Below are 22,437 nucleotides of genomic sequence, written 5' to 3'. Positions count from 1 at the left end.
GAGGATGGCAGAAAATTGAGGATAAAAAGTCGGAAATTTTTAGTGAATAGTGGTTCTATTTGCTAAAAATTTCCGACTTTTTAGACCAATTTGCTGCCACCGCAGTAGGGCAGTCTATTCTCGGACAGGCTCCTAGCATAAGGGTCAGCCCGGATATTTCATCAATCAAAAGGGGGCCATGGGCAGCAGGGTTGCCTGATAATCCTGTAAAACAATAGTACCTGATAGCATGGTTTTTCGAGAAATAAGCAGGTAGGATTCACTTGGCTGTTGATAAAACGATCTCCCGGGAATTTTTTTTAAAAGTCAAATGAGGTTGTTTAACGTAGTGATTAAACTGAATTAACAAGCGAGCGCCGAGCTTCGGTACCTAATGGGTAAGTAGTTGACCAAATGGAATCGTATATTTCTGGCTAAGTGGGCAGTTACTATGCAAGGCACAACGTAGGGAGCATAGCCGTAGCTATGTGACCGTAGTTGTAACGCCGCAGAGTGACTGCCCACTTAGTCAGAAAATACGATTTCATTTGGTTAACTACTTATGATCCTATGGACTGGAAGCCGCAGCCAGAGTGCATATCACTGGCTGCCAGGGCTGTAGAAGAAACTTTGCAGCCTCCCGCGATTGGAAAGGTGTTCTATGCATTCTAATTTACCAGAGCTGCAGGACCGTCAGGGACGGAAATTCCCTTACTTGCGACTGTCAGTCACAGACCTGTGCAACTTTCGTTGCAATTACTGTTTGCCTGACGGCTGCCTTGACCATCATCACAGTGAAGCACTGACCATTGACGAAATACGTCGTCTGGTAACGGCTTTTGCTGCGGTCGGTGTGGAAAAAATTCGTCTGACCGGGGGGGAGCCTACCTTACGTCAGGACTTTTCCGACATTGTCAGAACCATCAAGCAGATCCCCGGCATAAAGAAGCTGGCCATGACCACCAACGGCTACAAAATGGATCAGCGGGTTATGGACTGGCTGGATGCGGGTATTGATGCCATCAATGTCAGTGTCGACAGTCTTGACCCCCGGGCCTTTGAGCTGATTACCGGCCACAACCGGCTGCGGGAAATTCTGGCTGGTATTCAACACGCATTTGACCATGGTCTGCCATCCATCAAGGTGAATGCGGTGGCGATGAAAGGCATTAATGATGATGAACTTGATGCCTTTCTTGACTGGATCCGGGATTATCCCGTCTCTATTCGTTTTATCGAGCTGATGCAAACCGGGAACAATCAGGATTTTTTCCAGAAGCACCACTTCCCGGGGAAACAGATTCAGGAACTGCTCCTGGCTCGCGGCTGGGTAAGAAAAATGCGTCTGGCTGATGCCGGGCCTGCCCAGGAGTATTGCCACAGTGATTATGAAGGTACGGTTGGCTTGATTATGCCTTACAGCAAGGACTTCTGTAACGACTGTAATCGACTGAGGGTGACCAGTCTGGGGCAGCTCCAGCTTTGTCTGTTTGCTGAGTCCGGCATTGATCTGAGAGACCTTCTGCAAAGCGATGATCAGCAGGAAGTGCTGGTGGCTCGAATTCGTGATTCACTGCGGCTTAAAGACGACAGTCATTTTCTTGAACAGGGCTGGACGGGTGGCACGGATAACCTTTCCCAGATGGGAGGGTAGTACACGGTTTCAATGAGTTTGATGGGGTGTCGTGCCTCCGCACTCCGTTCGTCCTGAGCCTGTCGAAGGGCGCAAACTCCGGCCTATGATAGATCGTGCCAAACACCCTTCGTCCGTGCATCCTGAGCGGAGCCGAAGGACGCTCAGGATGAACGGAGATGGTACACGGTTTCAATGCATTTGATGGATTCTCTCTATCAATGGCACCCTGACTCCGTTCGTCCTGAGCGGAGATTGTACACATCAAACTCATCGAAACGATGACCAGTACACTACCAAATCAATTTATTGAATAAAGTCGAACATAACGTGTAGAGGGAACTTATTTTAATGAAACCCGACTAACTTGCTCCACGCAGCAACTTAGTGATGGGTGCTTTAACATGAATCCAATAACGAGTTCTTCTGATCAGCTTCCGGTACATCCACAGACAAATCCTCTCAATCCCGGGTCAAGTGATGACAGCAGAGTAGCGGATCTGCAAGCCTCACTCAGCCGCATGAGTATTCCTGATGATCCGCCAGGTGCAGCCAGCACGCCAAATCCGGTTAACATCGCTGACAGATCGGCCAGTATTCCTGCCAGGCCGACTACCTACGACTATGTATGCGCTACTGATGGTAAAACTTACAAGGTGCTACCTAAGCAATTTACCCATAGTGATGGTTCTTGCGGCCTTAGATTAAAGCTGGAAAATGGCGAAAGGTTTATGCAGTGCTCAATACGATTTTCCAGTTATTCTCAGCTGGTACGCAGCTATACCGAGCCTGATTTTAATGAAGATCAACATATAACAAAATTGATGCTGATCAAGGACCTTGAAGGAAACAAAGGATGCCTGGATTTTCTGATAAAGAACGATATTGTAAAAGTAGTGGGAAAGGTGGATTCCGAGGGCGCTGACTGCACGATAGTTCAGTTAACAGCAGATAGAAAGTTAAGTAAAAAAAGTATTGGGTTGGGTTCGGCTGATTCTATATCAGCCCGAATTGATGCCTTTTCCGGAAGAGTTCTTGTTCCCCCATCGAAAACATTTCAGCAATTTCTTGCACAAGGAATGAGAACCAAGGAAGCAATGCCTGCACCACAGGTGGCAGTGCTCAGGAAATACGTTGCTGAACCTGATCCGAAAATACTTGAACGCTCTTCTTTTAGACACATTGCTATCTTTATGGATCATGGTAAACAAACGGCCAGACTGCCCGTTGGCTGTAGTGATTTCGGCTACACGTTAGAAGAACTGAAACAGTTTCGTCTGGAAAATAAAAGTTCAGTTGATGTTGCTTTTGAAGTGCTACTAAGGTAGTGGCTTTTCGACCTTGAATTATCTTCTTTTCATCTTCCGGGAGCGACGGGATATTCATTTAAGCTGGCCTGACAGGGCATGGCCGCTTTTCTGTCTTCTAACTGCAACAATGATTTTTCTGAATCGATACTCAGAATTAGAATAAAGAGGCTGTTATGACTTACGGAACTATTGCTGATCGATACGCTTATGAATCACCCTGGTTAAGGAGTCGGGCGAAGGAAGCATGCCCTGATAATGACCAAAAGTCGCGCATGGGGGCTCGTTCTGCTGAATCCGTCGAGCCTGATAGTTATTTATCCCAGGCTAAGGATCTTATTTGTTCTGTCCCCGGAACCTGCTATTCAATTTTATCAAGATCTGCGGTTGTCCTGACGCCTTTTCATTGGATGATTGAAAACAGGCTGGGGGTTGCCAAGGTTGTTGGTATTGCCCTGGTGCGATCGCAAGTGTTTCCATGGCTTGGCAAGACTTTTCCTGACAAGTTCCCGTGTCTGGCGAAATTTCCAGGCTTACAGGAAAGTCGTGAGATTGTTAAGGAAGCCTGTGAGGCAAACAATACCAATGGCTTTCGGTTTGAGCAGCTCCCGATTAAACATGATTCGGGCATCATATTGCAGGGCGTGATTTGTTATCCCCCCGACTGGGACCCGAATAATAGTCAATGCGTTCTTTATCACAATCCAAATGGTATGGTCCTTTCACAGCTACTGGGTAGAGGTTGTCTTCATCCGGGGTCAGCACCCGGACGAATACAGTCAGAAAAAAAATGCCCGGTCATTCTTTATGACTACAGGGGGACGGGGTTAAACCAGAGCGATGGGTTGTCGGGTTATCTGCCTTTCTCAACCTATGAAACCGTTGTTCAGGATGGTGCTGCGGCCCTGGGATATGCATTGGAAAATTTTGAGTATGTCTACGTCGCTGGCACTTCTCTTGGCGGAGGTGTGGCAACCGTCTCGCTTGCCAGACACCTTGAAGCCAGAGGGGGGCAGGATGATTCAAGGGTCGAGTTACTGTCCCATGACTCGTTTACCACAGCGCCAAGAGTTGTCATGCCAGACCGGCCCCGACTGGCCAATTTTCTGGGCTGGCTGGTAGGTGGGAATCTGGATGCTGAAGCCCCTATGCGTAAACTGATTGACCGTAAGGTTTACATCGTATCACTGAACCATCGTGATGATCCGGTTATCCCGAAAGGGGCTCGTATGTCAGAATTTATAAAGTCGCTTCATCATGGTCAGCTGGATCCCGGGCAGGTATTTGCCAAGGAATTTTCCGGCAATAGCCACGCAGTACTGACTTATGAAATGGTAAAGTACCTTTGAGTGAATCAATGTTACTATGTCTGCACCATATAATAAGTAGTTGGCCAAATGAAATCATATATTTCTGGCTAAGTGGGCAGTTACTATGCAAGGCGCAACGTAGGGAGCATAGCCGTAGCTATGTGACCGGAGTTGCAACGCCGCAGAGTGACTGCCCACTTAGTCAGAAATATATGATTTCATTTGGTTAACTACTTAAGTAACCCGATTGGGTTGGAGTCTTATGAATCGAATTCCCCTGACTATTTTCTTGCCTGAAGCCAGCAGAATTGCAGCAGGCTGTATGGGGTTGGGTGGAGGCTGGGATAATAACCCGGTTTCAAAGGATCATCTGATGCAGGCGCACCAGTTTCTGGATAGTGCCCTGGAGAGCGGCATCAACTGCTTTGACCACGCCGATATCTATACCTTTGGTAAGGCTGAGCAGGTATTTGGTGGCGTGCTGGGTGATCGGCCGGAGCTGAGGGAGAAGATATTCCTGCAAGGCAAGTGCGGCATTCGCTTCGCCGAAGGGAACATTCCCAATCGCTACGATTTCTCCCGGGATTGGCTTCTGCACAGTGTGGAACAGAGTCTTGCCCGTTTAAACACCGACTATCTGGACCTTCTGCTGCTGCACAGACCGGATCCGCTGATGCAGCCAGAGGAGGTTGCCGGGGCGTTTCATCAGCTGCAGAAAGATGGCAAGGTCAAGCATTTTGGCGTGTCAAATATGAATGGCCACCAGATCAAATACCTTCAGTCATTCCTTGATCAACCTATTGTGGTCAACCAGTTGCAGATGAGCCTGACCCATCTGGACTGGCTGGATGAAGGTGTGCTGTTCAATCACCCGGAAGGGCAGGCGGTCAGCTTTACCCCGGGCACGGTTGAATATTGTCGCAGCCACAATATTCAGCTGCAGGCCTGGGGTTGCCTGAGCAACGGTGTGTTCACTGGGAAAGATACTCATGGTGAGCCTGAGGCTATTCAGAAAACGGCTGAGCTGGTCAAAACGTTTGCAGAGCAGCAGGGTGTTTCCAGAGAGGCTATTGTGCTGGCCTGGCTGATGCGCCACCCCGCAGGTATCCAGCCGGTGATTGGCACAACAAATGCCCAGCGTATCAGGGCCTGTAGCGAAGCTGAGACTATTCAGTTAAGTCGTGAGCAGTGGTACCAGTTGTATGTGAGTGCCCGGGGCCGGGCGCTGCCGTAGCCTGAAACGATTGGGGGAATATCCCTGGATGTGATAATTCCCTAGTTCATTCAGGGATAAAAACAGTATTCACTGTCTAAAAAACACGCTAGACTAGCAGATCTTTTTCTATCCCCATGTGCAGTCCTTCTTATGGACACAGGGGTTTGTTGGGAAGTCCTGGCACTTCGTTTCCTGCATTTAATCCGGCTGAAAAGTAAATTGTCCGCTCTTTTGAAAGTCTATGGCAATCAAGAGCTCAGTCACTGGAAGATCAATAGATCTTATTATCCTCTGCCAATGCAGGCCAAGCTTGTTCATCAAGCCTCTCCAAACGCAGTCGTGGACCTCACAGGCGATTCGGTAACGTCTTTCTGTATGCGATCAGAGGGGCGTTCCGGATAGCGGCACCAGGAAGTCCATGGCTGCAAATTTTCCGAATGCTACTGGAACAGCGTCGGAAAAGTGTACTGCCATCCTATTTCTGTTTGCTCCAAACGTCGCCAGCACCATGAGCCGGTTTACCGGACGATCAAATGCCGTCTGATCCTGACAGCTTTTGACAGCAAAATGGCGGCATTTTTATGGCAAAGAATGAATTTACGGAGTATCAAATGACTGATACCAACAACGCAATGACTTTTGCGGACCTGCCCCTGTCGGAAGCGGTAATCAAGGCTGTTCAGGATGTCGGCTATGAGAGCCCGTCACCCATCCAGGCACAAAGTATCCCTCACCTGCTGGAAGGTCGTGACCTTCTGGGTCTGGCGCAGACCGGTACCGGTAAAACAGCCGCATTTGCATTGCCATTGCTGTCAGCCATTGATTTGAAGCAGCGCGATCCGCAGGTTCTGGTCTTAACGCCGACCCGTGAGCTGGCAATACAGGTGGCAGAAGCCTTTCAACGCTACGCCCGTCACATGAAAGGATTCCATGTGCTGCCTGTTTACGGTGGTCAGGATATGCGCGGCCAATTACGCAGCCTTCAGCGTGGAGCCCATGTGATTGTCGGTACGCCGGGCCGGGTCATGGACCACCTGCGTCGTGAAAGCCTGAAGCTGGATAGCCTGAAAACCGTGGTTCTGGATGAAGCGGATGAAATGCTGCGCATGGGCTTCGTGGATGACATCGAATGGATCATGGAGCAGACGCCCGCTGACCGTCAGGTGGCCCTGTTCTCTGCCACCATGCCTTACCAGATTCGCAAAATTGCAGATACTCACTTAAAAGAGCCTGCTACGGTGGAGATCAAAGCCAAAACGGCAACGGTTGACACCATTACCCAGAAGGTCTGCATGGTCAGCGGTTTCCACAAGCTGGATGCCCTGACACGGATTCTGGAAGTGGAATCCTTTGATGCCATGATCATTTTCGTGCGCACCAAAACCGCCACGGTTGAACTGGCGGAAAAACTGGAAGCCCGTGGTTTCGCTGCGGCGGCGCTGAATGGCGATATGAGTCAGGCACTGCGCGAGAAAGTGGTGGATCGTCTCAAGAAAAAATCCCTGGATATTCTGATTGCTACCGACGTAGCGGCCAGGGGCCTGGATGTTGAGCGTATGAGCCACGTAGTGAACTACGATATCCCCTACGATACAGAAGCCTACGTTCACCGTATTGGCCGTACCGGGCGTGCTGGCCGTCAGGGCACTGCGATCCTGTTTGCTACCCATCGTGAGCGCAGGATGCTTCGTGCCATCGAAAGTGCTACACGACAGCGTATTGATACCATGCGTTTGCCTTCCATGAGTGACGTGCGTGATATTCGTATCCGTCAGTTCAAGGAAGATGTCGTCAAAGCGATGGACATGGGCGAAGAGCTGGATGTATTCCGTGAGATTGTCGCCGAGCTTGAGCAGGAAAATGCCCTGAGCTATGAAGATATGGCAGCAGCACTCTGCTTTATGGCCCAGAAAGAACGCCCATTCCCGGATGCCAAAGAGCCGGAGCAGCCCCGTCGTGAAGGCCGTGATCGTGGTGACCGTGATCGTGGCGAAAGACGTCGTGATGGCGAAAGACGTGGTGAGCGTGGCCGTGAACGCAACAATGATGGCATGGTCCGTTATCGTGTCGAACTGGGTCGCGACCAGGGCATCAACCCGGGTGACCTGGTGGGAGCCATTGCCAATGAAGGCAAAATTTCCGGACAGAGCATTGGTCATATCCGACTGTTTGATAACTGCTCGTCAGTCTACCTGCCAGAAGGGATGGACAAGACCGTTATTGAAGCCCTGAAAGGTGCCAGGATTCGCAACCGGCCAATGGAGTTGAAACTGTGGACCGGTGACGAGCCTCAAACAGAACGCCGTGGCCGACGTGATGGTGGTCGTGGTCGCCACGAAGGTGGTCGCTACGAAGGTGGTCGCTACGAAGGTGGTCGCCGTGAAGGCGGTGCCCGTCGTGAAGGTGGCCGTGGTGGCGATCGTCGTCCACGTCGTGATAATAGCGGCAATCGTTAATAGCATTCCGGGCTATTGGTTTTTCCAGTAGCCCGGACTTTCTGGGATTTGTCTCGGAATAATTTCCTCTTTTTGCCACGGAGACACGGAGGCACGGAGAAAAGAAAAAATCTATTCCTCTGTGCCTCCGTGTCTCCGTGGCAAGGTTTTCTCCTCACCAGGCAAATTGGAAATGTGGAAGTTATTTCCAGACAACTCCTGAAACCGGGAATTTATCAGTTTTCTATCAGCTGTTTCACCTGAATGGCGTCCCTTACCCAGGAATTCTCAAAAGCATCCCGGCTGATCTCGATTTCCCAACCGTGGTATGGGTCTCGAATAAGAACAGATGTATCTGTCACCGCATCAACAATAATGACGTGTCCTCCCGATTTGCATCTGCCTACTGAGACTATTGCAGACCCACGCTTGTAAACCGCATTGGCCAGTTTTTCAAGATTTGAACACCGGGTTTTAATCGGGGTCAGGCCAGCAGTAGATAATGTTCGACGTATCAGCCTGTCATTGCCAAGGTTGGTTGACTTTAAGGCACTTACCGAAAAGGTGCGGTGATGTTGATGCATCAGCATTGCTGCGGCAGCATAAGTACAGCCTCTGGTTGCTTGTTGTTGAATGATTGGTCTTTCATTACAGGTGTATTTGACCTCAACCGATTTAAACTTTTCAGACTCCTTGATAAATTCTGTTCTTATAGGTTGATGCACTTTTAAAATTTCATGGTCAAGAAATGAGAGCATATAACCATGCGCTCCGTAAAACGATATATTCCTGAGAACAGGGTCAACCTGGAAAGTATACTGGACAACAACTTCCAGAAGAGAACCCGGTCTATTCCACATAAAATGATTTTCATCAAAAATTTCCTCTTTCAGACCTTCCGCTGCCAGATGGTTTTTAAAACCTGTGTCATCAAGTAGATCATATAGGGCAATAATATCTTCAACCGTCTTTTTGGTTTGTTCACGCTTGGCATTGTCGCCATCATAAACGGTGTCAATAATAGATACTGACGGGTATTGTCTCTGGAAAGCAGAAGAGGGGATGCCAGCTAATTTTAACAGTGTGGTCATAAGTTCCGGCGTTGGTTCATAAAAGGGTTGACTAATCTTGCCAGAGGGTGAATTAAGCGGCGTACGCCGACCAGGTGATGTCAGTTCTGACATGTGTGAGGCAGGCTCGCCTGACAGCTCACTGGCGTTAATTTGAATAATGGGAAGCCCGGTATTGTGTAGCCTTGTTTTTTCATGAAATGGTTTTCGGCCATTGGAGGACAATGACGGACCTTGTTTCAAGGTAGAAAGTATTGGTGGAACCTGTTTAACCAGATGACCACTGGAATCTCCTGTTTGCTTACATGGAGAGATGACTTCGTCTTTCAGAGCGATGTCTGTTTTCGGAGCAGTATAGCCGGATGAGGGCTCATTCAAGGGGATCATAAACCAGTATCTTCACTTTATTACCAGTAAACGGTTTCGATGTAATTGACAGACTCCTTCATAGACCTCCGGACTCCATTCACCCTGAGTGGAGTCGAAAGACGCTCAGGGTGAACGGAGATTGTACTCATCAAACTCATCGAAATGATGTGATGGTTTTGATTGAGTGATCGCCAAATAGTTTCCAGAGAAACTGAAAAAATTTATTTTTCTTCAAGCTGGCGGTAATACATGGAATAAAACCGAAAAGAAATGACAGGCCGCCCCTCCTAATACAAAGAGATGCCAGATTGCGTGATTGAAAGGCAGCTTTTTCCATAAATAAAAGATCACGCCAACGGTATAAAGCAAGCCACCGGCAACCAGCCAGTATATGCCATTGGTTGATAAGTTCTCTGCCAGCTCTTTGGAGGCCGCCAGAACCAGCCAGCCCATCAGAATGTACGTGCTTAACGACAGTTTTTTGTACCTGGACCCAAACACCGCCTTAAAGATGATGCCCAGGGCGGCCAGGGTCCAGATGACAGCAAAAAGAATCCAGCCAGTCACACTTCTCATGCTAACCAGAAGAAAAGGCGTGTAGGTTCCGGCAATCAGCAGATAGATGGAGCAGTGATCCAGCATCTTGAAGACGCGCTTGGTTTTTGGATGTTGAAAGCTATGGTAAAGCGTAGAGGCCAGAAACAGCAGAATCAGGGTGCTGCCGTAGATACTGAAACTGACCACCCGCCAGACATCGGCCTGATGGGCGGCATAGGTGACCAGTAGCGTCAGACCGGCGACACTGAGCAGAGCCCCCAGACCGTGAGTAATACTGTTGGCAATCTCTTCAGCCAGGCTGTAGCCACGGCTGATCAGTTGGTTTCCTGCGGTAGATTTCGGAGCCATAAAGCGGTTTTTAATGGGTGCCAGTGCTGCTGATCATACTGAATCTTATACCCTGATGCATGGGAATTATCAGGTCATCCTGAATGTAGCCCAGACACCAGGGTCGGGTGGAAAATTAGAATGGCAGCAATACCTGATGATCGACTACTTTAACACTATCAGTTTCTGCTTTGCTGGCTGATCAAAGGGGTATTCTTGCCAAGGTTATCTGCCCCCGGCAGTCACCCTCTACAGGCTATCGCTGATGGCTGTCCCGCAGGAGTCTCTCGAACTTAGACGACCCTTACCACCCACGCTTAAGTCCGACAGCCTGCAAGTTTATCTTTATTCCCGTTGCTGGAGTATGACATGAAAAGGTTGATCCACTCTTGTATTGTTTTGGTTGCAGGTGCCGCCCTGTTCGGGTGCAGCTCCCACAAGCTGACCAGTGTTGAGCCCCGGTTGGTTGAGAACAAAACCTGGGTATTGACGACAATGAACGGTCAGCCGGCATCGGCCCCGAGAGTCACCATGGAGCTTCGCCCTGCCACTGCCCTGGATGGACGTATTGGTGGCCAGGCACCCTGTAACCGCTACTTTGGCAACTATCAGGTTGCCAGCCATAAAATTCACTTTACCTCAATGGGGAGTAGCAGAGCGGCCTGCCCGCCACCATTGATGACCAGTGAAGCTGAGTATCTGGCAATGTTCCCAAAACTGGACAATATCACCATAAAAGAACATGGACTGGTATTGAACAGCGCCAGCGGTGACCAGGAACTGACCTACGTGACCGAATCAGCCAATGTGAGCGGTCAGATTACTGCCAGTGAAGGCACTTTTGCTCCAGGCTCTGAAATTATTGTGGTTCTGCAAGATAGCGCCATGCCCGATGACCCGGCTGGCATCATTGGCATTGATCGAATCCGGGTAGGCAGGGCGGTGGATGTAGTGGATTATGTGGTCCACTATGCACCTGAACTGGTGAAACCGGGCAGCAACTATGAGCTGTTGGCGGAGGTGATCCAGAATGGTCAGGTGATGTTTACTACTGCGGTGAAGCCCACTGTTCAGCTTAAGACTGCTCCGGCAAATCACTGAGTCGTTTGTGGGTGAAGTGCGCTACTGGTGCATGGTTTCAATGGGTTTGACGGGGTGTCGTGCCTCCGCACTCCGTTCGTCCTGAGCCTGTCGAAGGGCGGAAACTCCGAACTCTGATAGATCGTGCCAAGCACCCTTCGACTCCGCTCAGGGTGAACGGAGATTGTACACGTCAAACTTCGACTCCGCTCAGGGTGAACGGAGATTGTACACGTCAAACTTCGACTCCGCTCAGGGTGAACGGAGATTGTACACGTCAAACTTCGACTCCGCTCAGGGTGAACGGAGTTTGTACACGTCAAACTCATTGAACCATACACTGGTGCACACTTACTCAAGACATCAAGCCATTTCCGGCACATCTGACTCTCTCTCCGCCTTGATATGGTGCGGAGTCGGATTGCCCATTTCGTCAACACAGACAAACACAATACGATCAACGACGATAATCACCTGTCGGGTGACCTTATTGCGTACCACACAACAGATGGTCAGTGAGGTCTTACCAGTACTGACCACTTCAATACCGAATTCCAGAATATCACCGCAGGCGGCTGAGCTGACAAAGTCGATTTCTGACATATATTTTGTCACCAGCAACTTGCCCGGGCCCATTTTGCAGGAAGCATAGATAGCGGCTTCCTCATCAATCCAGGCCAGCAGTGTGCCACCAAACAGTCGGTATGCGGGGTTGAGGTCGCCGGGTTTTACCGCGCGGCGTGAAAAATACTTCATTCTGATGCTCCTTGCCTGGTTATTATGACAACAGATTTATTGTGAATAATTTATATGACATTAATAAGGCAATTCTCGCGCCATAAATAACAGACACTATTTTTGCTGCTGATAACAGCAGAGCCTTCACGGCAATGATATAATCCCCGCCCGCTTTTATTGCCGGACAGGCTCATGGTTAGAATAGGTCGCATGAACCACCTGAAGGTGGTCAATCTTCTGGATTTTGGTGCATTTCTTGAGGGGGGGATGCTGGACGACATCCTGCTGCCCAAACGCTTTGTGCCACAAGGGTGCCAGGTAGGGGATGAGCTGGATGTTTTTATCTACCTGGACTCTGATGATGTCCCCATTGCGACGACACTCCGCCCCAAGGCTCAGGTAGGGCAATTCGCCTGCCTGAAAGTCACCGATACCAACCGTATTGGTGCTTTCCTTGACTGGAATATGCCAAAAGAGCTGCTGGTGCCTTTTAGTGAACAGAAAGAGCGCATGGTCAAAGACCAGTTCTATGTCGTGTATATCTATCAGGAACAGCAGAGCTATCGGATCGTTGCCTCGTCAAAAATAAGCAAATTTCTGCCGATCATCTCGTCCAAAACACCCCATCGGTACAGTAATGGCCAAGCGGTTTCTCTGATGGTTTGTGACCGTACGGATATTGGCTATACGGCAATTGTTGACAATAAATACCTGGGGGTTATTTTTGACCAGGATATCGACCAGCCAATCCGGATGGGCATGAAGTTTGACGGGTTTATCAAACGGGTCCGACCCGATCAGAAACTGGATTTATGCCTGAAAAAGCCCGGCTTTGATCAGCAGGAAATGAGCGACCTGGGTACGTTGATTGTTGCCAGGCTAAAGGCTGAGAAGGGCTTTTTGCCGTTTAATGACCGTACTGACCCTGCGATTATTAAAAGAGAATTTTCGGTCAGCAAACGGGTGTTCAAAATGGCGATTGGTGGGCTATACAAAGAACGCCTGATTAGCATTGATGAAGATGGCATTCGTCTTTTATAAGCTGTACCGGAAAGAATTGGTCGGTGGCTAATGACGGGCACTTCCAGTAAACTGCTCCGGTTTTGCATTTCCCTTTTGCTCTCGTTCCGAGAAGTCAACATTTTCCAGCTTAACAGGTGATCAAATGGGCAAATTTTATACCCAGACCAATCTTCAAATTGACGATAAACAGGCCTACCGGGTTTTCGACGGTAAAAAACAAGCCCGTCTCGGAACAGAAAAGAACCCTGCCGTTCTTACTGTGCAGACCGAAGAGCGCCGGGCTGAGCTGGAACAAGAGTTTCTGGAGAATGGCTGGTTTTGCCAGATTCACGTGGATGAAGAAGCCGCAGAGGACACCTCTGCCCTGCAACTGTTGAAGGATACGCCCAAAACCACAGTACTGGAAAAAGTGCCGGGCCGGAATGATCCTTGCCCTTGTGGTAGCGGGAAAAAATATAAAAAGTGCTGCGCCTGATAGCCAGGGTCTATTAAGGGTTTACTGCGAGCAGGCAAAAAAACTCTACAGGCCCCGGGTCAAACTCCCATCAGATTGCTGGCAAAAACATCTGATAAGTAGAAAAAATTCTAATTCAGTCCATTATTAGTACTGGCAGGTTATTTATAGAGCCATGTTGTCGATCTATTTTATATAAGTTTCCCACTTTCAAAAGCCACTTTTAGTGGCTTTTGTTTTATCAAGCAGGTGGACCGAATATGAAAAGTCAGACGTTGGGTAGCAGCCTTCTGGTCGCCGGTACTTCCATTGGTGCAGGCATGCTGGCATTACCGCTGGTGTCCGCACTGACCGGTCTGGGCTGGGGCGTATTCCTGATGTTTTTGATGTGGGGGTTATCAACCTATGGCGGTCTGTTGATTGCCGAGGCCTGCCGGGCCTGCCCCGAAGCAGAGAATCTGCATGGCGTTATGGGGCGTTTGATGGGGCCGGTTGGCCAGGGTATTGCCGTGGTCGCCATGCTGTTCCTCTATTATTCCCTGTGCGCAGCTTACATTTCCGGTAGTGCCAACGTGCTGGGCAGCCTGCTGGCCAAAGAGGGGATTCATCTGCCTTTTCGCATCACGGCAACGGTGGTGGTGTTGCTGGTTGCCATTCTGGTGGTGACCGGTACCCGGGTGGTTGATGTGGTCAACCGGGTGATGTTCGCACTGATGCTGGCCCTGCTGCTGTTTATCGTGGTGTCACTGCTGCCCGAGGTCAGTTTGAGTAATCTTGGGCTGGAGAACAGTACCCCTGGCATTTTATTCGCGGCGCTGCCGGTGTTATACACCTCATTTGGCTATCACTGTGCGGTACCCACCGTGGTTCAGTATGTGCAGGGAAAACCCCGGCGGTTTCGCTATGCCCTGATCGGTGGCAGCGCCCTTCCGTTCAGCATTTATGTGATCTGGATGGCGGTGGTGATTGGTGTGGTTTCCTCTGCGGTGGTGGTGACCATGGCACACCGTCCGGATGGTGTACCCTCGCTGATGGATGCCATCGGCCGCCATTCCGGTGCGTCCGGTTTTGATTATATGATCAGTGCCTTTGCTGCCTTTGCCCTGGGCACGTCCTTCCTGGGGGTGGCTCTTGGGTTATTTGACTATCTGGCAGAAGTGTTTGGTCGCTCCCATGGTATTTGGGGGCGCATCGAAACCATCACGCTCACGCTATTGATTCCGCTGCTGGCGGCTATTTTTATGCCGGGGAGTTTTGTCACTGCCCTGGGTTACGCCGCTGTGGCCCTGGTGATTCTGGCGGTATTTATTCCCGTGGCCCTGGTCTGGAAGGTTCGCAAGCTTCATATGGAAGAACCCTATCAAGTGGCTGGCGGTATTCCGGCGCTGGCCATTGCCATTATTGTTGGACTTTTGGTGATTGTTGCCCAGTTTGGGGTGATCGGTGGTATGTTACCTTCTATTGGCTGAAAGGCTCTCTGAGAATAGACTCACTATTTCAGTGGCCCCGAACAATTCCTGCCGTGGTCAATTGGATCAAAAAGCAACTTGGTATCGTTCAGGAAGAGCAAAGAATGTCGGATGGATGTTGGTCGGTTTACATAATTCTTGCCAGTGATAGCAGCCTTTATACCGGCATCACCACGGATATTGAACGGCGCTGGCGTCAACATTGCGGTACGGTCGGGGGAGCCAGGTATTTCAGGGGGCGGAAGCCACAGCAGCTGGTCTACCTGGAAGGTAATCATGACCGTTCTTCGGCCAGCCGACGGGAAGCAGCCATCAAAAAGCTGACTCGTCCACAAAAGCTGAGTTTGCTCACCTCACCGGAAAATTGCTGTGAACTCTGGGCCGGGAAATTGCTTAATACCCATCGCTGACTCCCGGGAGCAGAGAGTGTCGCACAAGCCTGAAGAACACGCTCCGAAGCTGGTCGGTTCCCATTGTCCTCTGACCCCTGGCACATCATTTCGATGAGTTTGCAGGGTTCCCTCTATCAATGACGCCCAGACTCCGTTCGTCTTGAGCGGAGTCGAAAGGCGTAAACACCATACCCTGAATAAAGACTGTGCCAATCACCCTTCGTCCGTGCATCCTGAGCTGAGCCGAAGGGCGCTCAGGGTAAGCGAGATTGTACACCTCAAACGCATCGAAATGATGTACTGGCCCGAAAGCTTTTTAGCACAAAAAGCAGCATAAATTATCATTTTAGGTTCAAGGTTGAACGTTTAGATAGTATGATCCTCAGAAATAGATGAAGCAAAAAGGATTTTTGTAAGACACCTGCCTCATAAAAAGCAGGCCAGGGAAATAACTGTTTCATCGCCTTCCGATAACAACAAAAAATAAGTATGAGGTGTTCATGGAAGCCAGTTTTTGGGATGGCAAACGCGCCCCAGGTATTGCAGACCAAATTGATCTTGAAAAGTTCAAAAACCTGGGCGAAGTCATTGAACATGCAGTCCATCAATACGGCGACCGGCCAGCCTATACCAGCATGGGCAAAACGGTTACCTACAACGAAATCGATCAGCTTAGCACCCGGTTTGCTGCCTATCTCCAGAACCATACGACACTGAAGCCCGGCGACAGTATCGCGATTCAGCTGCCGAACCTTATTCAGTACCCCATCGTCGTTTATGGCGCAATCAAGGCTGGTCTGGTTATTGTCAATACCAACCCGCTCTACACCGCCCGGGAGATGAAGCATCAGTTTACCGACTCAGGAGCCAAGGCGCTGGTCTGCCTCAATGTGGTTGGCCACCTGGTGGAGGAAATCATTCAGGATACGCCCATCAAGCACCTGATTGTCACTGAGCTGGCCGACCTGCTGCCCTGGCCGAAGCGGTCACTGATTAATCTGGCGGTAAAGCATGTCAAGAAGATGGTTCCCTCATTCAAGCTGCCACAGGCGCTGAGCTTCAATCAGGCCATGAAGCTTGGGGAAAAATCCCGGTACAGTAAACCGCTACCGGCCAACCCTGATGATGTGGCGGTGTTGCAGTATACCGGTGGCACCACCGGCGTGGCCAAAGGCGCTATGCTGACTCAGCGCAGTCTGGTCAGTAATGTACTGCAGACGGTCAATGTGTTGTCCCAGACCGATGATAATGGTGTGCCAGTGGCAAAGCCTGATGGTAATACCGCAGTTGCGCCCCTGCCTCTTTATCATATCTACGCGTTCACCGTGCATCTGATGGCATTCTTCCATCAGGGTGGACACAGCATTTTGATCGCCAACCCACGGGATATGGATACGTTCGTCAAGTCCCTGAAGCCCCACAAGGTGAATATCTTCATCGGCCTGAACACACTGTTTGTTGGCTTGATGAATCACCCGGAGTTTAAAGACCTGGACTTTTGTGAACTGCAGTTAACCATGTCCGGTGGTACTGCCTTGCAGGCGGCGGTTGCCAACCGCTGGCAAACAATCACGGGATGTTCGATTTCCGAGGGTTATGGTCTCTCTGAAACCTCACCCGTGGTATCCCTGAACCCTGCAGGCAGTTACTCCAGGCTGGGCACTGTCGGCTTGCCAATGTCCGGCACGGCGCTGAAGACCATTGATGATCAGGGCAATGAGTTGCCATTGGGAGAGCGTGGGGAACTCTGTGTCAAAGGCCCGCAGGTGATGAAAGGCTATTGGCAGCGCCCGGAAGCCACGGCAGAAGTGATTGACAGCGAAGGCTGGTTTAAAACCGGAGACGTGGCCATTATCGATGAACAGGGTTATGTGCAAATCGTCGACCGGGTTAAGGATATGGTGCTGGTCTCAGGCTTTAACGTGTACCCCAACGAAGTGGAAGATGTGGTTACCAAGCATGAGAAAGTGCAGAACTGTGCCGTTATTGGTGTGCCCGATAAGAAAACCGGCGAGGCCGTTAAACTCTTTATTATTCCACAGGACAAAAGCTTAACGGCACAAGAGGTCAAGGAGTACTGCCGACTGAACCTGACTGCGTATAAAGTGCCAAAGCAGGTTGAATTCAGGGATGTTCTGCCAATGACGCCAGTGGGTAAAATTCTGCGGAAAGATCTTCGCGCCGAAGAGATGAAGAAGCACGAAACGGCTGCCTGATTTTAGGCATCAGCAAAGCCCCGGTAAGTGTTCCGGGGCTTTGTAATTAAACTGACTTTTAATATGCTTGAAACTTATTGCTTCAATCCATTGATTCAGTTTCAGCCAGAGTTCCGGTTTTTTGGCGTATTTTTGAATATGAATTAAACTCAGTAATCAGGCTTTCATGAAGTAAGCAGGCGGCCACTTTTTATTTTTTCCTGAAATGTGAGTAAATGATTGATCAGTATTCTGGCTTTAATTAATCTTTCCTGTTTCATGCTGCTGATTTCTACCTTAACTGTTAACCTTTACTGACACCCCAAACCATGTGATGAGGAACCTGATTCTTCGTATTATCCCTTATGATTCATGGCTTCATCGTAATGTAATTGGCTGTTAAGTAGTTGGCCAAATGGAATCGTATATTTCTGGCTAAGTGGGCAGTTGCTATGCAAGGCGCAACGTAGGGAGCATAGCCGTAGCTATGTGACCGGAGTTGCAACGCCGCACGACTGCATGGATGCAGGAGCTAGAGCAACGCAGGAGCAGTTGCCGGGAGTGACTGACAACTTAGTCAGAAATATATGATTTCATTTGGTTAACTACTTACGCATAACGATGTCTGAAAACACATTTTTGCGAGGTAATGGGAAAATATGCTCATTTTTTTATCAACTTTTTTACCAGCTATGCACGGGCTTTTGTCTATTTACAGGCAGAATTGTCAATGTTAAGTTTTTTACCAATTTTAAACCCTGCGTTTAATGGATCCTTTGATTTACCAGATTGGTTCAAACCATGAATATTTTTGATGAAGCTCTCGGTGTTCTGAAGTCTAAAGTTCAGGTGCGCAAGCTCTTTCACGATATGCACGCTGAAGACCTTCAGCGCGTCATCGGTCGCATTGAAGCCATTTACGAAGAAAAAGTGATGGCTCAAATGGAGGTGGAAGAGCAGCAGGCCCGCAAAAAAGAAGCGCTGGATGCGGTGGTTAAACAGATTAAAGAGCTTGGTCTCTCCCTGGGTGATATCAAAGACCTGTCAGAAGAGAAAAGCAGCGGTGGCCGTAAAGGAAAAACACGCCAGCGTTATTTGTTTCGCTACGAAGCCGTTGATGGTTCATCAGTGGATTGGGAAGGGGCAACAACCGGGCGTATTCCTGCGGACTTCTCAGACTATCTTGAGCGAACCGGTAAAGATCGCAAGGCCTGTATCGTTGCTGAAATCTGATGCTTTAAACCCTTGCTTATTAAAGAGCTTGGCAGGAACAGTCTTTAATTAACCTGCCGGTTTGGAACACGATCTCCGTTCATCCTGATTGCCATTCACCCTGATCTCCGTTCATCCTGAGCGGAGTCGAAGGGTGCCTGGCACAATAAGTAGTTAACCAAATGAAATCATATATTTCTGACTAAGTGGACAGTCACTCTGCGGCGTTGCAACTCCGGTCACATAGCTACGGCTATGCTCCCTACGTTGCGCCTTGCATAGTAACTGCCCACTTAGCCAGAAATATACGATTCCATTTGGCCAACTACTTAGTGAGCCGGAGTTCACGCCTTTGTTGCTTTCACTCCTGCCTATTTGATTTGCCTGAGCCTTTTATCAATCATCTCCTTCAGAACATTTTCCTGGTTAAACCCCCTAACCACCTCATCGGGGAACACCAGAGCCGGAGTACCGGTAATGCCCAGCCTCTGGGCCAGCATGATATTACGGTCCAGTTGTTTGTTAATCTCTTTATCATCTACTACGGCGGTTTTCAGTGCCTCCACATCCAGCCCCTGTTTTCTGACAATACCGGCAATGGAAGCCGAGTCATGCCGGGCACGATGAGACATCAATGCTTTATGCAGCGCCAGATAGGCGTCATTACCTTCAGCCCTGGCTGCCAATAAGAGCGCCGCCGCCTCTCTTGAACTGGGCCCGAGGATGGGCATGTCTTTATAGATAATTTTCAGGTCAGGGTAATTGTTGACCAGCACTTCCAGAACCGGGTCCTGCCGTTTGCAAAATCCACAGTTCACATCACCAAAGTAGGCAATGGTCAGTTTGGGGGTTGAGGAACCGGCAAAGGGATCATCACTGTGAAACAGCTCGGCCATATTGCTGGTAAGCACCGAGTTTTGCGCCTGTGATTTGGCTAACTCTTCCCGTTTTTTCAACTCATTGACAACATCGAGAAAAATTTCAGGGTTTTCCATCAGGGCTTCACGCACCAGCTCTTTGACCTGTTGTTGCTGTTCCCGGTCCAGCGGTGCGGCCTGACTGCTGATTGGCAGGATAAGTGCGGTAGCGGCAATGGCCAGCAGCTTTTTCATGGTTAACGTCCAATGTAGTGATCAGGAGTGTTTTTCACCATCTTACCGGTTTGACGGGCGGTAATGGAATGCAGTCGCCATTGGTTAAGGCAATAATCTTGTAAATATTGCTGTTTTTATTCTGCTTATTTATTAATCGCTGCCTTTGCTGATCAAAAAAGCCGGGACTCCGGAAAAACTTGATCAAGATCAAAGTACATCGGGTCCAACCTGCGTATGGTTTTTATAGGGATAGCAGACCGATTGAAGCCGTAGCGTCAAGACCAATGGCACTGACTTAAGCCTGTAAGCCCCGTAAACAGGGACATTGATATAGGTTGATAGATTTGAATTTGAACCACAAAGGCACAGAGACACAAAGAAAAGATTTCTTTTTTCTTCCTTTGTGTCTTTGTGCCTTTGTGGTGAAAGTCTTTTAACTATGTCAAGGCTTTCACGCTTAAGTCAGTGCCATTGGCGTCAAGACCGCTGGAGTACCCGAAAGAACAGATTATCGGTATCAGCCAGTGAGATTGGAGAAGCCAAATATACTTCATTGCAGGTGTTGTATTGGCTTCAGGCATTTGCCAGAAAAACCCATTAAGCGGCTAAATGATCGCAGCCGGGGCCGATAACAACAGTTCCTTAAAAAAACACGTAAAGGACTGAAACAATGAAAGTAATTGCTGTTGCTGTAGCGGGAATGTTATTGGCCGGTGCTGTTCAGGCTGCTGATAAGGCGGAAGATCTTCAAAAACAGGGTATGGTCTGTTACTCAATGGGCCAGGTCAATGCCGAAAGACAATCCGGTGGACGTGGAATGGCTCCGGACCTTACTGTCAATATTGCTCCGACTTTTTATATCACCAGTGACCGTGACTATAAAGCCTGCCGTAAGATGGCGGCGGAAAAGGGCGCTCATGTGATTGTTGATCCGAATGCCTGAGTTTTTGGTTGGATCGTGAAGGCTTGAGGTGCTGAGTGAAAATGATCTCTTGGTATTTCAGGCTTGCGTTTAGGTTATGATCTTGTTCCCACGGGCATGAGGCTGTCGCGAAAGTCTTACAAGCACTGGAACCACGAAGAGCACTAAGTAATTTTTCAAAGGCTTAGTGCTCTTCGTGCACTTTGTAATTCCAAAAAAAACGCCTAAGGCCTACCTTTCGCGACAACCTCGCCTCCATGCGAATCCCTGCCTCAAGATTCCTGCTAAATTAGCTGAGACAAGAGTATCTGCGAACAACCGTATGTATTTCCATCCAGAGCATCGGTTCGATTGAACCAGACTCTTACGTGTGTTGTTTCGTATAGTTGGTGCTGGTTTGTCGAGGAGTGCTTCAATCGGTGGGAGTTTCTTAGAAAGACATTTACCGGGTATGCATTCCCACACCGGAGTGTGGGAAAGAGGTCATGAATTAGCGATTTCCGCCTTAAATACCTTGCTGTTGATCATTTTACTATTGAGCCGCATCTTGGCAGCCATCAATAAAGTTACCACAATTTGAACCATTAACGCCCTCAATTGCCCACTGCATAACACCACCGACTGTGTTCGGTGTTAAAGTAACGTCGTCATTATTACCATCACCGGTGAAATCACCAGCATCTACAGTGATAATACCATTTGCTACGTCAGTTACCTGGCCAGCAACAACAGGGATCCCTTCGTCTCCTGCATCACAGTCATCCAGTACACCGCTATTTGTCTGAGAACAAATTGCAATAGCTGTTCGATAGGCAGCGGCTTCTGCAATAGCAGAAGTGGCAGTCGCACCTCTTGTGTAGTTCTGATACTGCGGAATAGCCACAGCCGCCAAAATACCAATGATCGCCACAACGATCATCAATTCAATCAGCGTAAAACCCTGTTGTTTTTTCATTTTTCTGTCCCCCGGGAACATCATTTATAGTTTTTTTAGCATGCATCTTCTTACAAGACATGCGTCTTTTAACCACCCTACCCTGGGTACATCGTCCTTTCTCAGTGTGTATTCCGCTAAAAGCTTATGGTTATCATCTTTATAACTCCGCAGAACACGAAAAAAGTAACATGGTTTGATATGTGTCACAACACTAAAACCAGAGATTTGCTAAACACGGCTTTTATGGATCTCTCTCCTTGTTGTGAGCCGACACTTGCTCCAATCCCTTAACTCCGCTCAGGGTGAACGGAGATTGTACACATCAAACACATTGAAATAATGCACGGTTACACGGTTCCAATGTATTTGATGGGTTCTCTCTATCAATGACGCCCAAACTCCGTTCGTCCTGAGCGGAGTCGAAGGGCGTAAGCTCCATGCCCTGAATAAAGACTGTGCCAATCACCCTTCGACTCCGCTCAGGGTGAACGGAGATTGTACACATCAAACACATTGAAATAATGCACGGTTACACGGTTCCAATGTATTTGATGGGTTCTCTCTATCAATGACGCCCAAACTCCGTTCGTCCTGAGCGGAGTCGAAGGGCGTAAGCTCCATGCCCTGAATAAAGACTGTGCCAATCACCCTTCGACTCCGCTCAGGGTGAACGGAGATTGTACACATCAAACACATTGAAATAATGCACGGTTACAC

At 49.0% G+C, this 22,437-nt stretch carries 19 protein-coding genes and 1 riboswitch; of the genes, 14 read left to right on the top strand and 5 right to left on the bottom strand.

From position 1 onward, the window contains the following. The first annotated feature begins 523 nt into the window (after positions 1-523). Positions 524-652: riboswitch (molybdenum cofactor riboswitch) on the top strand. The 5 genes from moaA to CX664_RS01685 all read left to right on the top strand — a co-directional run bounded on the left by moaA (position 641) and on the right by CX664_RS01685 (position 7,901). Beyond that, positions 641-1,633, top strand: a complete 993-nt coding sequence (gene moaA, locus CX664_RS01705; protein ID WP_101745047.1) for a GTP 3',8-cyclase MoaA — start codon at positions 641-643, stop codon at positions 1,631-1,633. Its footprint overlaps the riboswitch before it by 12 nt. Positions 1,634-2,016: 383 nt before the next feature. Continuing rightward, positions 2,017-2,940, top strand: a complete 924-nt coding sequence (locus CX664_RS01700; RefSeq protein WP_101745046.1) for a hypothetical protein — start codon at positions 2,017-2,019, stop codon at positions 2,938-2,940. Between the two features lie 155 nt (positions 2,941-3,095). Then, positions 3,096-4,268, top strand: a complete 1,173-nt coding sequence (locus CX664_RS01695) for an alpha/beta fold hydrolase domain-containing protein (RefSeq protein WP_145999754.1) — start codon at positions 3,096-3,098, stop codon at positions 4,266-4,268. A gap of 223 nt (positions 4,269-4,491) precedes the next feature. Further along, on the top strand, positions 4,492-5,463 hold the full coding sequence (locus tag CX664_RS01690; protein ID WP_101745044.1) for an aldo/keto reductase: 972 nt from the start codon (positions 4,492-4,494) through the stop codon (positions 5,461-5,463). Positions 5,464-6,056: 593 nt separating this feature from the next. Further along, entirely contained in the window at positions 6,057-7,901 is a 1,845-nt protein-coding gene (locus CX664_RS01685; RefSeq protein ID WP_241693476.1) for a DEAD/DEAH box helicase, read from the top strand. Positions 7,902-8,116: 215 nt separating this feature from the next. On the opposite strand, the gene CX664_RS01680 is transcribed toward CX664_RS01685, so the two are convergent. Both CX664_RS01680 and trhA read right to left on the bottom strand, forming a co-directional pair. Continuing rightward, a complete protein-coding gene (locus CX664_RS01680; RefSeq protein WP_180966348.1) occupies positions 8,117-9,328 on the bottom strand; it encodes a cysteine peptidase family C39 domain-containing protein in 1,212 nt (403 codons plus the stop codon). Positions 9,329-9,550: 222 nt separating this feature from the next. Further along, a complete protein-coding gene (trhA, locus tag CX664_RS01675; protein ID WP_101745042.1) occupies positions 9,551-10,225 on the bottom strand; it encodes a PAQR family membrane homeostasis protein TrhA in 675 nt (224 codons plus the stop codon). A gap of 13 nt (positions 10,226-10,238) precedes the next feature. Here trhA and CX664_RS26115 point away from each other — a divergent pair, with 13 nt between their 5' ends. Both CX664_RS26115 and CX664_RS01670 read left to right on the top strand, forming a co-directional pair. Beyond that, complete coding sequence (locus CX664_RS26115) at positions 10,239-10,406, top strand: hypothetical protein (RefSeq protein ID WP_163371649.1); 168 nt, start codon at positions 10,239-10,241, stop codon at positions 10,404-10,406. 167 nt (positions 10,407-10,573) lie between these two features. After that, a complete protein-coding gene (locus CX664_RS01670; RefSeq protein WP_101745041.1) occupies positions 10,574-11,305 on the top strand; it encodes an META domain-containing protein in 732 nt (243 codons plus the stop codon). A 342-nt stretch (positions 11,306-11,647) separates the two neighbouring features. Here CX664_RS01670 and CX664_RS01665 read toward each other — a convergent pair whose 3' ends face one another. Beyond that, entirely contained in the window at positions 11,648-12,040 is a 393-nt protein-coding gene (locus tag CX664_RS01665; RefSeq protein WP_101745040.1) for an acyl-CoA thioesterase, read from the bottom strand. Between the two features lie 174 nt (positions 12,041-12,214). Between CX664_RS01665 and CX664_RS01660 the strand changes: the two genes are divergently transcribed. From CX664_RS01660 to CX664_RS01635, 6 genes are all read left to right on the top strand, one after another. Next, positions 12,215-13,063: a CvfB family protein gene (locus CX664_RS01660; RefSeq protein ID WP_101745039.1), complete on the top strand. Its 849-nt coding sequence runs from the start codon at positions 12,215-12,217 to the stop codon at positions 13,061-13,063. Positions 13,064-13,187: 124 nt separating this feature from the next. Then, complete coding sequence (locus CX664_RS01655) at positions 13,188-13,520, top strand: PBPRA1643 family SWIM/SEC-C metal-binding motif protein (RefSeq protein ID WP_101745038.1); 333 nt, start codon at positions 13,188-13,190, stop codon at positions 13,518-13,520. A 239-nt stretch (positions 13,521-13,759) separates the two neighbouring features. Next, positions 13,760-14,968: an aromatic amino acid transport family protein gene (locus tag CX664_RS01650; protein ID WP_101745037.1), complete on the top strand. Its 1,209-nt coding sequence runs from the start codon at positions 13,760-13,762 to the stop codon at positions 14,966-14,968. Between the two features lie 104 nt (positions 14,969-15,072). Next, on the top strand, positions 15,073-15,378 hold the full coding sequence (locus CX664_RS01645) for a GIY-YIG nuclease family protein (protein WP_101745036.1): 306 nt from the start codon (positions 15,073-15,075) through the stop codon (positions 15,376-15,378). Between the two features lie 482 nt (positions 15,379-15,860). Then, positions 15,861-17,576 (top strand): AMP-binding protein, encoded by a 1,716-nt coding sequence (locus CX664_RS01640; protein WP_101745035.1) that lies wholly within the window; start codon positions 15,861-15,863, stop codon positions 17,574-17,576. A 780-nt stretch (positions 17,577-18,356) separates the two neighbouring features. Next, the gene (locus CX664_RS01635; protein ID WP_101745034.1) at positions 18,357-18,788 is read left to right on the top strand and encodes an H-NS family histone-like protein; all 432 of its coding nucleotides are present in this window, start codon (positions 18,357-18,359) and stop codon (positions 18,786-18,788) included. Between the two features lie 350 nt (positions 18,789-19,138). On the opposite strand, the gene CX664_RS01630 is transcribed toward CX664_RS01635, so the two are convergent. Then, the gene (locus CX664_RS01630; RefSeq protein WP_101745033.1) at positions 19,139-19,879 is read right to left on the bottom strand and encodes a DsbA family protein; all 741 of its coding nucleotides are present in this window, start codon (positions 19,877-19,879) and stop codon (positions 19,139-19,141) included. Between the two features lie 652 nt (positions 19,880-20,531). On the opposite strand from CX664_RS01630, the gene CX664_RS01625 reads away from it, so the two are divergent. After that, on the top strand, positions 20,532-20,804 hold the full coding sequence (locus CX664_RS01625) for a hypothetical protein (protein WP_101745032.1): 273 nt from the start codon (positions 20,532-20,534) through the stop codon (positions 20,802-20,804). A gap of 511 nt (positions 20,805-21,315) precedes the next feature. On the opposite strand, the gene CX664_RS28035 is transcribed toward CX664_RS01625, so the two are convergent. After that, entirely contained in the window at positions 21,316-21,738 is a 423-nt protein-coding gene (locus tag CX664_RS28035) for a pilin (protein ID WP_101745161.1), read from the bottom strand. Positions 21,739-22,437: the final 699 nt, after the last annotated feature.

Source organism: Endozoicomonas acroporae, assembly GCF_002864045.1.
In the GTDB taxonomy this organism is placed as follows: domain Bacteria; phylum Pseudomonadota; class Gammaproteobacteria; order Pseudomonadales; family Endozoicomonadaceae; genus Endozoicomonas; species Endozoicomonas acroporae.
The sequence above is the reverse complement of the archived record's forward strand: the minus strand, read 5'-3'. Positions and strand labels throughout refer to the sequence as shown.

Bases quoted from the DNA above. Each gene is read 5' to 3' on its own strand.
- moaA (WP_101745047.1), top strand. From the start codon at position 641: ATGCATTCTAATTTACCAGAGCTGCAGGACCGTCAGGGACGGAAATTC.
- CX664_RS01700 (WP_101745046.1), top strand. From the start codon at position 2,017: ATGAATCCAATAACGAGTTCTTCTGATCAGCTTCCGGTACATCCACAG.
- CX664_RS01695 (WP_145999754.1), top strand. From the start codon at position 3,096: ATGACTTACGGAACTATTGCTGATCGATACGCTTATGAATCACCCTGG.
- CX664_RS01690 (WP_101745044.1), top strand. From the start codon at position 4,492: ATGAATCGAATTCCCCTGACTATTTTCTTGCCTGAAGCCAGCAGAATT.
- CX664_RS01685 (WP_241693476.1), top strand. From the start codon at position 6,057: ATGACTGATACCAACAACGCAATGACTTTTGCGGACCTGCCCCTGTCG.
- trhA (WP_101745042.1), bottom strand. From the start codon at position 10,225: ATGGCTCCGAAATCTACCGCAGGAAACCAACTGATCAGCCGTGGCTAC.
- CX664_RS26115 (WP_163371649.1), top strand. From the start codon at position 10,239: ATGGGTGCCAGTGCTGCTGATCATACTGAATCTTATACCCTGATGCAT.
- CX664_RS01670 (WP_101745041.1), top strand. From the start codon at position 10,574: ATGAAAAGGTTGATCCACTCTTGTATTGTTTTGGTTGCAGGTGCCGCC.
- CX664_RS01665 (WP_101745040.1), bottom strand. From the start codon at position 12,040: ATGAAGTATTTTTCACGCCGCGCGGTAAAACCCGGCGACCTCAACCCC.
- CX664_RS01660 (WP_101745039.1), top strand. From the start codon at position 12,215: ATGGTTAGAATAGGTCGCATGAACCACCTGAAGGTGGTCAATCTTCTG.
- CX664_RS01655 (WP_101745038.1), top strand. From the start codon at position 13,188: ATGGGCAAATTTTATACCCAGACCAATCTTCAAATTGACGATAAACAG.
- CX664_RS01650 (WP_101745037.1), top strand. From the start codon at position 13,760: ATGAAAAGTCAGACGTTGGGTAGCAGCCTTCTGGTCGCCGGTACTTCC.
- CX664_RS01645 (WP_101745036.1), top strand. From the start codon at position 15,073: ATGTCGGATGGATGTTGGTCGGTTTACATAATTCTTGCCAGTGATAGC.
- CX664_RS01640 (WP_101745035.1), top strand. From the start codon at position 15,861: ATGGAAGCCAGTTTTTGGGATGGCAAACGCGCCCCAGGTATTGCAGAC.
- CX664_RS01635 (WP_101745034.1), top strand. From the start codon at position 18,357: ATGAATATTTTTGATGAAGCTCTCGGTGTTCTGAAGTCTAAAGTTCAG.
- CX664_RS01630 (WP_101745033.1), bottom strand. From the start codon at position 19,879: ATGAAAAAGCTGCTGGCCATTGCCGCTACCGCACTTATCCTGCCAATC.
- CX664_RS01625 (WP_101745032.1), top strand. From the start codon at position 20,532: ATGAAAGTAATTGCTGTTGCTGTAGCGGGAATGTTATTGGCCGGTGCT.
- CX664_RS28035 (WP_101745161.1), bottom strand. From the start codon at position 21,738: ATGAAAAAACAACAGGGTTTTACGCTGATTGAATTGATGATCGTTGTG.